The sequence below is a fragment of the Stenotrophomonas sp. YJH_SMC_130 genome (assembly GCF_059369035.1).
This window is the reverse complement of sequence record NZ_JCAFSH010000001.1, coordinates 815,032-829,926: the sequence shown is the minus strand read 5'-3', so window position 1 is coordinate 829,926 and position 14,895 is coordinate 815,032. Positions and strand designations below refer to the sequence as shown.

Annotated in this window: 10 protein-coding genes; 2 read left to right on the top strand and 8 right to left on the bottom strand. The window is 66.4% G+C overall.

Going from position 1 to position 14,895, the window contains the following annotated elements; genetic code table 11:
* Positions 1–2: 2 nt before the first annotated feature.
* Positions 3–827: a ferritin-like domain-containing protein gene (locus AC5P5V_RS04055; protein ID WP_134968693.1), complete on the top strand. Its 825-nt coding sequence runs from the start codon at positions 3–5 to the stop codon at positions 825–827.
* 65 nt (positions 828–892) lie between these two features.
* Here the strand turns inward: AC5P5V_RS04055 and AC5P5V_RS04050 are convergent, their stop codons facing one another.
* Positions 893–2,350 carry a T6SS phospholipase effector Tle1-like catalytic domain-containing protein gene (locus tag AC5P5V_RS04050; RefSeq protein WP_134968694.1) on the bottom strand — a complete coding sequence of 486 codons (1,458 nt, stop codon included), beginning with the start codon at positions 2,348–2,350 and terminating at the stop codon, positions 893–895.
* Between the two features lie 225 nt (positions 2,351–2,575).
* Between AC5P5V_RS04050 and AC5P5V_RS04045 the strand changes: the two genes are divergently transcribed.
* Positions 2,576–3,829, top strand: coding sequence for a M12 family metallo-peptidase (locus AC5P5V_RS04045; RefSeq protein WP_134968695.1), 1,254 nt, complete (start codon positions 2,576–2,578; stop codon positions 3,827–3,829).
* A gap of 54 nt (positions 3,830–3,883) precedes the next feature.
* On the opposite strand, the gene lpxH is transcribed toward AC5P5V_RS04045, so the two are convergent.
* The 7 genes from lpxH to phoR all read right to left on the bottom strand — a co-directional run bounded on the left by lpxH (position 3,884) and on the right by phoR (position 14,890).
* On the bottom strand, positions 3,884–4,630 hold the full coding sequence (lpxH, locus tag AC5P5V_RS04040; protein WP_231352567.1) for a UDP-2,3-diacylglucosamine diphosphatase: 747 nt from the start codon (positions 4,628–4,630) through the stop codon (positions 3,884–3,886).
* Between the two features lie 92 nt (positions 4,631–4,722).
* On the bottom strand, positions 4,723–5,262 hold the full coding sequence (locus AC5P5V_RS04035) for a phosphatase PAP2 family protein (protein ID WP_134968696.1): 540 nt from the start codon (positions 5,260–5,262) through the stop codon (positions 4,723–4,725).
* Positions 5,243–6,388, bottom strand: a complete 1,146-nt coding sequence (locus AC5P5V_RS04030) for a glycosyltransferase family 4 protein (protein WP_053500127.1) — start codon at positions 6,386–6,388, stop codon at positions 5,243–5,245. The genes AC5P5V_RS04035 and AC5P5V_RS04030 overlap by 20 nt, the downstream gene beginning before the upstream one ends.
* Positions 6,389–6,558: 170 nt before the next feature.
* Positions 6,559–9,483 (bottom strand): TonB-dependent receptor domain-containing protein, encoded by a 2,925-nt coding sequence (locus AC5P5V_RS04025; RefSeq protein ID WP_061479942.1) that lies wholly within the window; start codon positions 9,481–9,483, stop codon positions 6,559–6,561.
* A 319-nt stretch (positions 9,484–9,802) separates the two neighbouring features.
* Positions 9,803–11,329, bottom strand: a complete 1,527-nt coding sequence (gene ppx, locus AC5P5V_RS04020) for an exopolyphosphatase (protein WP_134968697.1) — start codon at positions 11,327–11,329, stop codon at positions 9,803–9,805.
* A 137-nt stretch (positions 11,330–11,466) separates the two neighbouring features.
* Positions 11,467–13,554, bottom strand: a complete 2,088-nt coding sequence (gene ppk1 / locus AC5P5V_RS04015; RefSeq protein ID WP_134968698.1) for a polyphosphate kinase 1 — start codon at positions 13,552–13,554, stop codon at positions 11,467–11,469.
* 4 nt (positions 13,555–13,558) lie between these two features.
* Positions 13,559–14,890: a phosphate regulon sensor histidine kinase PhoR gene (gene phoR / locus AC5P5V_RS04010; RefSeq protein WP_061479944.1), complete on the bottom strand. Its 1,332-nt coding sequence runs from the start codon at positions 14,888–14,890 to the stop codon at positions 13,559–13,561.
* Positions 14,891–14,895: the final 5 nt, after the last annotated feature.

Here is a 14,895-nt window from a genome sequence, read left to right as displayed (position 1 = left end):
GCGTGGTGGATGTGCCCGACGTTGGTGGCGACCTGCTGCGCGCTGCGCAGCAGTGCCTGGCTGAAGCCGATCCGCTGCGCAAGGTCGCATTGACCCGGGCGTATGCGGCCGCGTTCCGTGCCGGTCGCCTGAAGGTGGCCGCGGATGCGCCGCCGCCGGATCCGATCTGCATGCCGGGTCGTCCGGGACGACTGGTGCTGGTGCATCCGCGCGAGGTGCCACGGCGTGGACTGGGCGGCGTGGAAGGGCGGGCTGCCTTCATCCACGCGATTGCCCATATCGAGCTCAACGCGATCGACCTGGCCTGGGACGCGGTGTACCGGTTCCGGGGCCTGCCGTCGGCGTTCCATGCTGATTGGGTCAGCTGTGCCGATGACGAATCGCGGCATTTCATGCTGCTGCGCGAGCGCCTGCAGGTGCATGGCCACGACTATGCGGATTTCCCCGCACACAACGGTCTGTGGGAAATGTGCGAAAAGACCGCGCATGACGGCCTGGCGCGCATGGCGCTGGTGCCGCGCGTGCTGGAAGCGCGTGGCCTTGACGTCACCCCGGGCATGATCGAGAAGCTGCGCAATGTCGGCGATGGCGAAACCGCCGATGTGCTGGAGGTGATCCTGCGTGAGGAAGTAGCGCATGTTGCCGCCGGTTCGCGCTGGTATCGCTGGTACTGCGACCGCGCCGGTGTCGAGCCGCGCGCGCGTTTCAAGGAGCTGCTGGTGGAGTACGCCGGCGGCTACCTGCATGGGCCGTTCAACATGGAAGCGCGCCTGCTGGCCGGATTCGATGCGGACGAACTCTCCAACCTGGTCGAGCAGGCCGGTTGAAGAAAAGGGGACGGAGGGATCAAGTCGTTTGTGCCAAAACGACTTAATCCCCTCCGTCCCCTTTTTCATGCGTTGGGCAGCACCACGCGCTTGCCATCCACGGTGGGCCGGTTGATGTAGAACAGGCCGGGGCCCGGCCGGTACGGCAGCTCGCTGACGCCGGCGTCGGCAGCGTAGGTCAGTGCGGTGTCGCCCAGCGCGTCGAAGTTCCAGTGCGCCGACTGCATCAGGTAACGCCGTCGCAACAGCGCCTCCTGGGTTTGCGTCAGTGGCTGTCCGGCCACCAGCCGTCGTGCGATCGGTTGCAGGGCCGACGGCAGCTCCCAGCCGGGGACTGCGTTGGCATTGGCCGTCCATTGCACGCCGGCATCGATGGCATGCTGCTGCATCACCTGAAGCGCGATCAGCTGGTAGCGCCAGTCGATGCGCCGGCGCAACACCACGGCCGCCGTCACGTACAGCACCGGTGACAGCACTACGCTGCGGCTGCCGGCGCGACGCTGTTGCTGCCACTGGTGCCAGACATCCACCCAGACTTCCCTTTGGTCCAGGCCCAACTGCTGCCGCCAGCGCTCGGCGTCGGCCTGTGCCTCGGCGTAGGCCGTGGTCGCCTGCAGGATCGCCAGCGGTGGCGTCTGGTACTCGGCCACGCTCGGGCGGCGCAGCAGCTGCCGGCGCGGGCGACTGAGCAGCTTGGGCCCTTCTTCGAGCTGGTTGTAGCCGCCGCCGATGTTGGCGTGTACGCCGGGCAGGGCGATCTCGGTGAACGCTGGCGCCACGCTGGTCAATGGATAGTGCTGGCGATGCTCGTCACGCGCGCTCAGTTGCAGCACCTGCCTGGCAACGCCTGCATGCAGCGCGAGATGAGGTTGTTCGTCGGCACGGCCACCGCTGACCGCAACCACCGTGTCGAACAGGCCGATGAAGCGCAGCGGCGGATCGGCCGGGGCGAAGTCCGTTGTGCAGGACAGGCCAGCGGCCTGCAACAGCTGCCGCCAGCGGGTGCGATCCCAGGCCTGCAACTGGTTGGCCACATCGCGCGCGGCGGCCGCACCCCGTGAAAAGCCGAACAGATCCAGCTGCACGCCACGCAGTGGTCGCTGCCAGCGCGTAGCGAGTGCACCCAGTGCTGCCGGCAGCAGCACCTGCAGCGCGCGTCGCACTTTGGCGCGCACACCACTGGCGCCAATGCCGAACGCCAGTCCGATCAGGTCGTCGTCGGCGTCATCGCGGGTACCGACACCTTCCACGTAGATCGACAGCGAGGGGGCCGCCGATGTCCCGCTGCGGCTGTCCGGGTACAGCTGCTGCAGGCGGGCGATGTTGGTCAGGCCATTGTCGTAGCTGCTGGTCAACCGGCTCTGGTAGGTCGAATCGTCATCCGCACGCAGCTGCGCCGGGCGCGGCTGCGGCGGCTGGGGCCTGCCACGGGCCAGGTTGTGTGCGTTGTTGCGGGTGCCATCGAAGAACAGCCCGATCCGCAGCAAGCCGACATCTTCGTCCGTGTCCAGCGATGGTGCCATGTGCATTCCCCGTCGTGGCTGCGTCACGGTAGCGCGAAAGCGGTGTATTGGCGACGTGTAGTGACGCTTTTGACCTTACTTAACCCAGATGCGGTCGATCACAAATCCTGATTTTCACTTCTCTCGCCTATTGAATTCACACGCCCCGCGCAGGCCATATGGCCAAACCCGGCAAACCGGGTCGTGCTGCATCAACGCTGTTCACATCATTCAAGGAGCGACGCAATGTTGTCCAGATCGATTGGCAAAGCGGCAGGTGGCCTGGTGTTGGGTTTGTCGGTGGCAGCGGTCGCGCATGCGGCACCGTTGTTCGAGCCGGTGACGGTCATCAGCCGCGCATCGGCAAACAGCGAGCCCGCACTGGGCAAGCTGCTGGCCACCCCGTCCACGGCGACGGTACAGGAAGTGCGTGTCGATGCAGCCGCCACTGCACAACCGCAGCTGGAATTCGAACTGCTCGGCCAGCGGGTGCAGGCGGTGCGCAGCAGGGTCGAAGCACTGCCCGATGGCGGCAGCATCTGGTACGGCCAGTTCCGTTCGCCCTCGGACAAGCTGACCGCGGCCACCTCCAACGGCCAGGACGACCCCGGCAATTCGCTGATCCTGGTGCGCTCGGGCGACACCATCACCGGCTCGATCCGCAAGGAGGGAAAGCTGTATCGCCTGCGCCCGTTGGGCAACCGCCACGTGCTGGTGGAAGTGGATGAATCGCGGATGCCGGCCGACCATCCGGCCGACTACAACCAGCTGCCGAAGATCCCGATGGGCAACAACGATCGCATCGGCATCGCGCAGGCATCGTCCGGTACGCCGGCGACCATCCGTGTGCTGGTGGTGGCGACCAATGCCGCCGTCGCCGCCTATGGCGGCAACATGCAGTCGCTGGTGCAGCTGGCGGTGGCCGAGTCCAACCAGGGCTACGGCAACAGCAATGTCGGCCTGACGCTGCAACTGGCCGGTTACGAGACCACCAGCTACAGCGAGTCCGGCAACTTCACCACCGACCTGTCGCGTTTCCGTGGCACCAGCGACGGCTACATGGACAGCATCCACACCAGCCGCAACACCACCGCGGCCGATGTCGGCGTGCTGCTGATCAACAACAGTGCCTACTGCGGCCTGGCCTCGGGGATCGGCTCGACCGCGTCGACGGCGTTCGCGGCGGTGTACTGGGATTGCGCGACCGGCTACTACTCATTCGCGCATGAGATCGGCCACCTGCAGAGCGCGCGGCATGACATCGCTACCGACCCGAGCACATCGCCCTACGCCTATGGCCACGGCTACCGCTATGAGCCGTCCAGCGGCACCGGCTGGCGCACGATCATGGCCTACAACTGCACCCGCAGCTGCCCGCGCCTGAACTACTGGTCCAACCCGAACATCAGCTACAACGGCATCCCGATGGGCAATGCCAGTACCGCTGACAACCAGCGCGTGCTGGTCAACACCAAGGCCACCATCGCGGCCTTCCGCTGAGTCTGTACTGTCCGCGGCCGCCTTGTGCGGCCGCGGATTTCCTGCCGGCGGGAATTACCCGCGGGGCAGGGTATCCAGCGACCAGCCACTGGCATCCACACGCAGCACCGAGCCCTGTTCGTACCAGTCGCCCAGCACGATGCGGGTGCAGGCGCGCCCGCCGGCCTGCAGCGTGTGGATCGCCGGGCGGTGCGTGTGACCGTGGATCATGGTGTCCACGTCGTGGCGGACAAAGGTGGCATCGACTTCGGCCGGAGCCACGTCGGTGACGGTTTCGAACTGTGCACGATCGCCCTGCTTCATTTCCGACTGGCGGGCCTGGCTGGCCTCGCGCGCCTTCTGCGCGAAGGCGATGCGTGCGGCCAGCGGCTGCGACAGGAACTGCGCCTGGAACACCGGGTCGCGGGTCTGCGCACGGAACTGCTGGTAGGGGATGTCATCGGTGCACAGCAGGTCACCATGCTGCAGCAGCACCGGGCGGCCGTACAGCTCGATCACGCACGGGTCGGGCAGGATGCGCAGGCCGGCACGGCGCGCGTAATCCTCGCCAAGCAGGAAATCGCGGTTGCCGCGGATGAAGTACACGGGCACGCCGCCGTCGGACAGCACCTTCAACGCATCGGCCACCGCATCAGCGGCCGGAGAGGGCGTGTCGTCGCCGATCCAGGCCTCGAACAGGTCGCCGAGAATGTACAGCGCATCGGCGCCGGGCGCCTGCTCGCGCAGGAAGCGCAGGAACAGGTCGGTGATCTCCGGACGGCTGGGGTCCAGGTGCAGGTCGGAAATGAACAACGTGGTCATGCCTGCATTCTAGGCCATCAATGATGATGGTAGCGCCGCGGGAGTCGCGCGGTCGGATCCCTTTCGGATGGGAAAGCGATCTGATCCCTGGGCTACACCGGCAGCGGCAGCCAGGTCAGGCTGGCCGAAGCCAGCAGGACGGCGATGCCCGTGGCGGCGAGCACATCGGAAGGATAGTGCAGGCCCAGGACCACCCGCGACAGCGCAACGCCACAGGTGAACGGCACCAGCAGCGGTGCCAGCCACGGGTAGTAGGCCAGTGCCACGATGGTGAACGACACCGCGTGCAGGGTGTGCCCGGAGGGGAAACTGAACTCGTCCAGCGGCGCCACCCAGGCGCGGATGCGCAGGTCGGCCGCGTAAGGCCGCGGGCGCCTCGTCCAGCGCTTGAGGCCCTTGTACAGCAGCAATGCGGCCAGGCCGGTGGCGGCCATGTGCACCGAGGCGCGCAGGCCATCGAAGCCATCCAGCACCACCAGCGCGGCCATCAGCACATACCAGAACACGCCATCGCCGAGACGGCTGATGACCGAGAACAGGCGGAGCACGCGGCGGCGCCGGCAGTAATGGTTCGCCCGCCGGCACAAGCGCGCCTCGCGCCCTGCCAGCAGTTCAAGCGGCGTGGTGCGCATGGCCGCTCCTCCGCGACTGCGCAAGCTCGGCCAGCAACGCATCGAACTCGGCCACCACCTGCTGTGGATGCAATCGCTTCATCGCGCGTGCAGCATTGCCGCCCAGTTCGTGGCGTTTCGCGTCATCGGCGGCCAGTTGCACGGCGGCCTCGATGAACTGCTCGTCGCTGTCCACCGCTGCGCCGTTCTCGCCGTTGCGCAGGTACTCACGCGCGGCGCCGTAGTCGAAGGCCACGGTGGCCACACCGCTGGCCATGCTTTCCAGAGTCACGTTGCCGAATGTCTCGCTGCGGCTGGGGAACAGGAACAGATCGCCGCTGGCGAAGTGGCGGGCCAGCGCATCGCCGCGCTGGATGCCACAGAAGATGAAATCGGGATTTTCATGTGCCAGCTTCTCGCGGGCCGGGCCGTCACCCACCCATACAAAGCGTGCCTTGGGCCGGATCTGCTGCAGGCGGCGGAATGCCTTCACCGCCAGGCCGAGGTTCTTCTCGGCAGCAATGCGGCCGACATAGATCGCCACCAGGCCGTTGCCATCCACGCCCCATTCCTCGCGTAGTGCAGGGTCGCGCCGGCCTGGATCGAACTGCTGGCTGTCCACCGCACGGGCCAGCAGGCGCACGCGTTCGAAGCCCTGTTCGCCGAGGAACTGCTGCAGTTCGCGGGTCGGTACCAGGGTAGCGTCCGCCTGGTTGTGGAAGCGGCGCATCCAGCGCATGGCCGCGGCCTGCAGCCATGCCACGCCATAGTCGGGCAAGTACTCGTCGAAGCGGGTGTGGAAGCCGCTGGCGACCGGAATGCCGAGGCGACGTGCGGTACGCAGTGCCGACCAGCCGAGTGGACCTTCTGTGGCGATGTAGACCGCATCCGGACGCTGATTCTGCCAATGGCGGCCCAGCCGGATCGGGGCTGGCAGGCCGAAGCGCAGGCCGGGGTAGCGGGGCAGGGCAGCGCCGGGAACCAGCAAGGTGCCGGGTGCCGAATCCAGCGCTTCGGTGGACTGGCGGGGGCGGACGAGGTCGATCTCGTGTCCGGCTGCACGCAGACCCTGCTCCAGGCCCTGTACGGTGAGGGCGACGCCGTTGACTTCCGGCGGATAGGTCTCGGTGACGATGGCATAGCGCATGGCGGGCCTCCCGGTTTCCGGCATGCTCGGGCCTGGCGATGTAGCCGACATGACCGCTTTGCGACCGTCAGATGACGGGGGCGCCGGCCACCGCAGGGGCGCTGCGGCCAACAAAAAACCACGGCCCCGAAGGGCCGTGGTCCTGGTGCTTCATGTCACAGCGCGATGGATCAGAAGCGCTGCTGGTACTTCATGTAGACGAAGCGGCCGATGTCGTAGCCACCGTAGTACGAGAAGGCCGAGTTCGGCTTGCTGTACATGATCGGGCCGGTCTTTTCGAACACGTTGTTGGCACCGACCGACACGGTGGCATCCCACGGCAGCGAGTAACGCACCTGCACGTCGTGGAAGGTGACCGCACCACGCTCGTTGTAGTTGCGGGCGCCCTTGTACCACGGTGCATACACACCCGGATCCGAGCATTCGTCCGGGTACAGCGCGATGTTCGAGCAGGTTTCCTTCACGCCCGAGTAGTAACGCGCGGTCCAGCTCGCGCCGAAGTTGCCCCGCTCGTAGCCCAGCACCAGGTTGGAACGGACGCGGAAGGCGCTGCCGATGCCGTTGGTGACGATCGGAACGATCGAGTTGTCGTTGGAGGTGCGGTAGGTCGCACTGGACACGTAGGTGGTGGCCGAGTTCACGTTGAACTTGCCGAACCGGGTGTCCAGACGGTAGCTCACGTCCAGGTCGTAGCCTTCGGTTTCCATGAAGCCCGCGTTGCGGTTGCCGAACTTCAGGTTGGTCACGATGCCGGTCACCGGGTCACGCTGGAAGCGCGAGCAGCGCGCTTCGATGCCCGACTCGTAGCAGTCCTGCAGGATCTGGGTCGGCGTGTCGGCGATGATCGTGTTGTCGATGCGGATCTTCCACCAGTCCAGCGAGGCGTTGAAGCCCTGGATGAAGCTCGGGCTCCAGACCAGGCCCAGGGTCTTGCTGGTCGAGGTTTCCGGCGTCAGCAGCGGGTTGGACCCGGAGGTGAACGGCACCGGCGTCGCGTCCGTCGACGTGTTCACCGGGGTGCCGCCCTGGCGCAGCTGGCGGAAGGTATTCGCATTGGCGATGTCGCGTGCGCAACGTGCACGGACTTCGGCGCTGGAGGCCGATGAACCGAAACGGGTGTCGCACGGATCGCTGAACTGCGCGAAGGTCTCCGAGCCACCACCGAACAGGTCGCTGATGGTCGGTGCACGGAAGCCCTCGGCCCAGGTGCCACGCACCATCAGCGAGTCGATCGGCTTCCACTTGAAGCCGAACTTGCTGTTGAGCGTGTTGCCGAAGGTGTTGTAGTCCGAGAAGCGGGTTGCGCCATTGAAGGTCAGTTCCTTCGCGCCCGGCAGGTCGGCCAGCACCGGAACGTTCACTTCCAGGTAGGCCTCGTTGACGGTGTAGTCACCGCCGGTCGGGCCTGCGGCCAGGTTGGTGGTAGCGCCGGTCTGGGCCAGGGCATCCGGGGTGTACTTGCCTTCTTCCTTGCGGCTTTCCACGCCGAAGGCGAAGCCGAGGTCGCCAGCCGGCAGGGTCACGATGCTGCCAGCGATGTTGGCAAAGAAGTTCTTGGAGGTGGTGCGGCCCTTGGTGATCTCTTCCGGGAACAGCCACGCCTGCAGTTCTTCGTTGCCGTACAGGCCATCGGCAGCCGTCGTGCCGTACGGAACCAACGGGTTCCACGGCTTGCACACGTCATAGGAGATCGGTGCAGCTGCGGTACCGCACTGCACCTTGCCGGTAGCGGCGTTGTAGAACGACGGGCCGACGCCGCCGGCGACGCGACCCTTGTGCAGGTTGCCGGTCGCCACCGATTCCAGTTCATTGCGGTTGTACTGGTAGCCCACTTCCCAGTCGAAGTAGCGGCTGCCGATCTCGAACGAACCGTCGAACGACGCCACCGCGCGGTAGGTCTTCAGCTCGCTGGTGGTCACGCGCGGCACTTCCCAGGTGCGGCGGTTCCAGGCCACGGCGGTCGGGTTGGCGTAACCGTGCTGGCGGCCGAACGGGTTGAAGTAGCTGTTGATCGACATCGAGCCGACACCGGCGGTGCTCGACTGCAGCGGATAGCCCGCGATCTGGCGGGTGGACTCACGCTTGTTGTAGCCCAGCTCGGTGCGGAAGTTGACGTTGTCGGTGATCTTGAAGCGGCCGTCGAAATAGACCGAGTCGCGCTTGACCGGATACATCACATGCATCTGGTCGTTGGCGTTGCTCACGTCACCGGTGAAAGGCGTGGTATCGGTGAGGTGGTAATTGGCCGGGTTGGTGGGATCCGCGCCGCGGTTGAGGGAATAGCCGCAACCCGCAGTGGCGGTACAGCCCGGGCCTCGCAGACCGGTGAACTGGCCGTACTGGCTGATCGTGGTCCAGTTGCTGCTGTCGTACGGATGGCGATCGGTCATGCCGTACTTGCTGAAGCCGCGATCGCGCGCCCACACGCCCTTCTCTTCGGCATGCTCGGCGGACAGGGTCAACGACACGCGATCGTTGCTCCAGCCGGCGACCACGTCGAAGCGGTCACGCGCGCCGTCGCCCTGGCTGTACTGGCCGTGGTAGACGTTGGCAGTCACACCGGTGACATTGGAACGGGTGATGATGTTCACCACGCCGGCCATGGCGTCGGAGCCATAGATCGCAGAGGCGCCGTCCTTCAGCACCTCGATGCGTTCCACGGCGGACACCGGCAGCGTGGAGATGTCCTGGTAGCCGGACGTGCTGATGCCCAGGCGCTTGCCGTTGACCAGCACCAGGGTGCGCTGGGTGCCCAGGTTGCGCATGTCGATGTAGGTGCCGCCCGCGTTCTCGCCTGCGGTCAGCGCATTGGCGCGGCTGATGGTCGGGCTGCCCATCGCGGTGACGTTCTGCAGGATGTCGGCAACCGAGCTGAACCCCTGCTTTTCGATGTCGTTGCGGCTGATCGCGAACACCGGCTGTGCGGTTTCCACGTCCACCTGGCGGATGCGCGAGCCGGTGATCTCGATGCGGTCGAGGTTGGTCGGGTTGGCGTTGCTGCCTTCCTGGGCAAACGCGGGCAGCGCCGCCAGCGCTGCAGTGGTAGCCAGGGCGTAGCGGATGGCCTGCCCCAGTGCGGTGGTGCGTGAAGTCATGGCGAGCTCTCTCTCTCTCAGGTCGTGCACAGGACGCCAAAGCGGGCGTCGAAGGAGCCAGCAGGGTCGATGACCGAGCCGGTGACCCGATAGTAGTCTCGTTAGTTAATGCTCTGTAAAGAGTTCGTATCCATTTATGTCACGCGGCCGCGCCAGTCTTCACAAAACGTGAACAAAAGCAGGTGCTTACGTGATGGCAGCGATTGCCCACAGCACACCGTTGTGTTGCGGAGCAGCACAAAAAACCGCCAGACTGCGCAAAGTGGGAGTGGGAAATGCGTCACCCCAGTTGTCCTGTGGACAACAGCGGACAGCGTATTCAGGCCACGAACGGACGGAACTGGATGCCCAGCCCGGCGATGCCATCGGTCTCGCCGATCAGGTCCGCGCGCAGCAGCGGGCGGGCATCGATGAAGGCCTGCGGCACGATCAGCGACAGCCGGTTGTCGTCGGCGGTCAATTCCAGTGCCGGCAGCGGATCGTCTTCGTGGGCGCGGTTGAGCAGCACCGCCAGCCGCAGCAGGGCCGCCAGCCGGCGTGCGGTCAGCAGCAGTCGCTCGGGCAGGGCGTCGAAGGCGGTCTTGGTCACGCTGCGGCGGTGGCTGCGCACCAGAGCCGCCAGCATCTGCTGCTCCTGGCGCGAGAAGCCGGCGATATCCGAGTGTTCCAGCACATAGCTGCCATGCACGTGGTAGCCGCTGTGCGCGATCATCAGGCCCAGCTCGTGCAGGCGCGCGGCCCAGCCGAGCATGCGCGCATCGTCGGCATCGAGCCTCCAGCGCTCCTGCACCTGTTCCAGCAGGGACAGCGCGGTGTCCTGCACGCGCTCGGCCTGGACGGTATCGATACCGTAGCGCTGGCTGAGCGCAGCCACCGATTCGTCACGCAGGTCGTTTTCGCCGGCGCGGCCGACGATGTCATACAGGATGCCTTCGCGCATCGCCGCCTTGCTGACCAGCAGCTTCTGCAGGCCCAGCGCCTGGAAGGCCGCTTCCAGCACCAGGATGCCGCCGGCGATGATCGGGCGGCGGTCGCTGGACAGGCCCGGCAGCTGGATGTCCTCGATCTTCTTGGCCTTCAGCAGTTCATCGCGCAGCTGCGGCAGGGCCTCGGCGGTGATGGCGCCCTTGCTCAGCTTCATCGTCGCGCAGATCTCGCTGATCGCCTTGTGCGTGCCCGAAGAGCCCAACGCTTCCTGCCAGCCCAGCGCGCGGTACTTGCTGGCGAAAGGCTGGAACTCGCGGCCAATCTCGGCCAGCGCGTCCTTCCAGCGCTTCTTGCTCAGCTTGCCGCCGGGGAAAAAGCGCCGGGTGCTGGCGATGCAGCCGGCCTGCAGGCTTTCGCGCTCCAGGGTCTGCATGCCCATGCCGATGATGAACTCAGTGGAGCCACCGCCGATGTCGATCACCAGCCGGCGCTGGCCGGGCTTGGGCGGTTGCGCGTGGGCCACGCCCAGGTAGATCAGGCGCGCTTCTTCGCGCCCGCTGACCACTTCGATGGCATGCCCCAGTGCGGTTTCGGCCGGTACCAGGAACGACTGCGGCGAGCGCAGCTGGCGCACAGTATTGGTGGCCAGCGCGCGCACCCGGTGCGGCGGCACATTGCGGATGCGCTGACCGAAGCGGGCCAGGCATTCCAGTGCACGTTGGCGTGCAGCGGAAGAGAGACCACCCTTGCCATCCAGGCCATCGGCCATGCGCACCGTCTCGCGCAGGCGGTCGATCACCCGCAGCTGGCCGAGCGTATAGCGCGCGATGACCATGTGGAAACTGTTGGAGCCAAGGTCGATGGCGGCCAGCAGGTCGCCATCCTGCAATGCGGGCGGAGTCGTGGTGGTGTGCGGCATGGACGAATGTTAGCCGAAGGGGCGGTGTGCTCGTCACCGCGCGGCCTTCACATTTTGGAAGAGGGGAGCGCGGCGGGACTGCAAGGGGGCGGCACCTCCCGCTCCTGGTAGGTGTCGACCCTGGTCGACACACCGGGTCAGAGCCCCTGCATCAACGCCATCTGTGCCGAATGCGGCGCTTCGTCGTGGGCCGGGGCACGCTTGTGGTAGATGCCGTCGGCATCCAGTTCCCAGGCGTTGAGGTTGTCGTCAAGGTAGTTCTGCAGGACTTCGCGGTAGACCCGCTTGGCCAGTTCCGGATCGAGGATCGGGAAGCAGGTCTCGACCCGGCGCAGCAGGTTGCGTTCCAGCCAGTCCGCGCTGGCGCAGTACATTTCCGGTGCGCCGTCGTTGCCGAACCAGTAGACCCGGCTGTGTTCCAGGAAGCGGCCGACGATCGAGCGCACGCGGATGTTGTCCGAGATGCCCGGCACGCCCGGTCGCAGCGTGCAGGCGCCGCGGATGATCAGGTCGATCTGCACGCCGGCCTGCGACGCGGCGTACAGCGCGCGCACCACCTGCGGTTCGTTCAGTGCGTTCATCTTGGCGATGATCCGCGCCGGGCGGCCGGCGGCGGCGATGCGCGTCTCGCGCTCGATGCGGCCGAGGATGCCGGTGTGCAGGGTGAAGGGCGACTGCAGCAGGCGCTTGAGCTTCATCTTCGACGCCAGCCCGGACAGCTGCTGGAACAGCAGGTGCACGTCATTGCCGATGTCCGCATCGGCGGTGATCAGGCTGATGTCGGTATACGCGCGGGCGGTGCCGCTGTGGTAGTTGCCGGTACCCAGGTGCACGTAGCGGCGCAGCTTGCGGCCCTCGCGGCGCACGATCAGCAGCATCTTGGCGTGGGTCTTGTAGCCGACCACGCCGTACACCACCTGCACGCCGGCTTCCTGCAGGCGATCGGCCAGGCCGAGGTTGGCTTCTTCGTCGAAGCGGGCGCGCAGTTCGACCACCACGGTCACGTCCTTGCCGTTGCGTGCGGCCTGGATCAGCGCGTCGACGATCAGCGAATCCTTGCCGGTGCGGTACAGGGTCTGCTTGATCGCCAGTACGTTCGGATCTATCGCCGCCTGCCGGATCAGGTCCAGCACCGCGGTGAAGGCATCGAACGGGTGGTGCAGCAGCAGGTCCTGGCGCGCCGTGGTCTCGAAGATGCCGTCGCTGTCGCGCAGCGTGCGCGGTGTCATCGGCGGGTACTTCAGGTCCGGCTGCGCGATCAGGTCGTACAGCTGGATGATGCGATTGAGGTTGACCGGGCCGTCGATGCGGTACACCGCGTTCTCGGTCAGGCCGAAGTTCTGCAGCAGGGTGCGCACGATGTCGCGTGGCATGTCCTGAGCGATCTCCAGGCGCACCGCCGGCCGGTAGCCGCGGTCGACCAGTTCATCGCGCAGCGCCAGCGCCAGGTTCTCCACTTCCTCCTCGTCCACCACCAGCTCGGAATTGCGGGTGACGCGGAACTGGTAGGCGCCCTGGACTTCCATGCCCGGGAACAGCTCATCGACGAAGGTCGACAGCACCGACGAGAGGAACACGAAGTTCTGCGATCCGCCCAGCTTCTCCGGCAGCTGGATGATGCGCGGCAGCGAGCGCGGCGCGCGCACGATGGCCAGGTGGCCGGCGCGGCCGAACGCATCGGTGCCCTTGAGCACCACCACGATGTTCAGCGACTTGTTGAGGATCTTCGGGAACGGGTGCACCGGGTCCAGGCCCAGTGGCGACAGCACCGGCATGATCTCGTTGCGGAAGTAGGCGCGCAGCCAGCGCTTCTGGCGGTCGGTCCAGGAGTGGCGGCCGAGCACGCCGATGCCGGCCTCCATCAGCGCCGGCCGCAGCGTCTCGTTCCAGCAACGGTACTGCTGGTCCACCAGTTCGGCGGCGCGGTCATGGATGGCGCTCAGGATGGCCTGCGGGCTCATCCCGTCCGGTGCGGGTGGCAGGCCGTACTCCTGCGCGTGGCGCACGGCGGCGGCACGGATCTCGAAGAACTCGTCGAGGTTGGTGCAGGAGATGCACATGAAGCGCAGGCGCTCCAGCAGCGGCACCTGCGGGTCCATCGCCTGGGCCAGCACGCGGAAGTTGAAATCCAGCTGTGACAGTTCGCGATTGATGTACAGCGCCGGGTCGCGCAACGGATCGTTGTCCGGGCTCACGGGGAGGGGGAGGGATCCGAGGCTGCTCATGGCGTCATTCTTCGATGGAGGTCAGGGGGGCGGACTCGCGCGGGCGCACGTGGTCGGCATCGAAATGGCAGGAGAACACCGAGCCCTTGCCGACTTCGCTTTCAATTTCCAGCCGTGCGTGGTGCAGGCCGAGGATGTGCTTGACGATGGACAGGCCCAGGCCGGTGCCACCGCTTTCGCGGGAGCGGCTGCTGGAGACACGGTAGAAGCGTTCGGTCAGGCGCGGCAGGTGCGTGGCGGGAATGCCGTAGCCGGAATCGCGCACGGCCAGCACCGCACCGTCGCCCTCGCGGCGGAACTCCACCGCGATGCGGCCACCGGCCGGCGTATAGCGCACCGCATTGGTGACCAGGTTGGAGAACGCGCTGTGCAGCTCCTTGGTCGAGCCCTGAAGGTCAACGCCTGCCAGGTCGTCGATGCTGATCTGGTGGCGGCCCTGGCTGTGCGCTTCGGCTTCGCGGCGCAGGGTGGCCAGCATCGGCTGCATGGCCACGGTCTCGTCCTCGCTGTGTTCCTGCGATTCGAGGCGCGACAGGGTCAGCAGGTCTTCCACCAGCTGGGCCATGCGCTGGCTCTGCTTGCGCATTTCTTCCAGCATCGGTCCGGTTCCCGGGAAATCCTCCGGGTCCATCATGTCCAGGTAGCCGTGGACCACGGTGAGCGGCGTGCGCAGCTCGTGTGAAACGTTGGCGACGAAATCCCGCCGCACCTGCTCCAGGCGCAGCAGCTTGCTGACGTCACGCGCGATCAGCAGCCAGTAGTCCGACGAATAGGGAATCAGGCGCAGGTTCAGGCGGATCGCCGGATCGACCGGCGAGGGTACGTCCAGGATGGGCTCGGCATTGCGGCCACCGGCCAGCCAGTGCGCCAGCGGCATCGGCTGCAGGCGCTCGACCAGGGCCTCGCCAAGGTCGCCGGGATGGTGCAGGCCGAGCAGGGCGGTGGCCGCTTCGTTGAACCACTGCACGCGCTGGCTGTTGCGATCCAGCACGACGACAGCATCGGGCAGCGCGGCGGCGGCGGCGCGGTAGCTGCGCAGCATGTCCAGCAGGCGGCGCTTGCGCACGCGCATTTCCACCTGGTTGCGGTACAGCAGGCGGTCCAGTTCGTTCCAGACGCCGGTGCCTTCTTCGGCGGTGTCCCAGCGCTGGCGAGCGGTCAGCCGGCGCAGAACGCTGCGCAGGCGCCAGTAATGCCAGGCCAGGGTCGCCAGCGCGCCCAGTGCGATGCACAACCACAGATGGCCCGTGAACCACCCCACCAGTCCGGCGAACAGCAGCACCGCGGCAACGGTGGCCAGGGTCTTCAACCAGGCAGAGCGGATGTGGCGGGGCATTGCGA

What these genes read in the sequence shown, in the direction of transcription:
- AC5P5V_RS04050 (WP_134968694.1), bottom strand. Translation starts at nt 2,350, where the DNA reads ATGGCACCATCGCTGGACACGGACGAAGATGTCGGCTTGCTGCGGATC.
- AC5P5V_RS04045 (WP_134968695.1), top strand. Translation starts at nt 2,576, where the DNA reads ATGTTGTCCAGATCGATTGGCAAAGCGGCAGGTGGCCTGGTGTTGGGT.
- lpxH (WP_231352567.1), bottom strand. Translation starts at nt 4,630, where the DNA reads ATGACCACGTTGTTCATTTCCGACCTGCACCTGGACCCCAGCCGTCCG.
- AC5P5V_RS04035 (WP_134968696.1), bottom strand. Translation starts at nt 5,262, where the DNA reads ATGCGCACCACGCCGCTTGAACTGCTGGCAGGGCGCGAGGCGCGCTTG.
- AC5P5V_RS04030 (WP_053500127.1), bottom strand. Translation starts at nt 6,388, where the DNA reads ATGCGCTATGCCATCGTCACCGAGACCTATCCGCCGGAAGTCAACGGC.
- AC5P5V_RS04025 (WP_061479942.1), bottom strand. Translation starts at nt 9,483, where the DNA reads ATGACTTCACGCACCACCGCACTGGGGCAGGCCATCCGCTACGCCCTG.
- ppx (WP_134968697.1), bottom strand. Translation starts at nt 11,329, where the DNA reads ATGCCGCACACCACCACGACTCCGCCCGCATTGCAGGATGGCGACCTG.
- ppk1 (WP_134968698.1), bottom strand. Translation starts at nt 13,554, where the DNA reads ATGAGCAGCCTCGGATCCCTCCCCCTCCCCGTGAGCCCGGACAACGAT.
- phoR (WP_061479944.1), bottom strand. Translation starts at nt 14,890, where the DNA reads ATGCCCCGCCACATCCGCTCTGCCTGGTTGAAGACCCTGGCCACCGTT.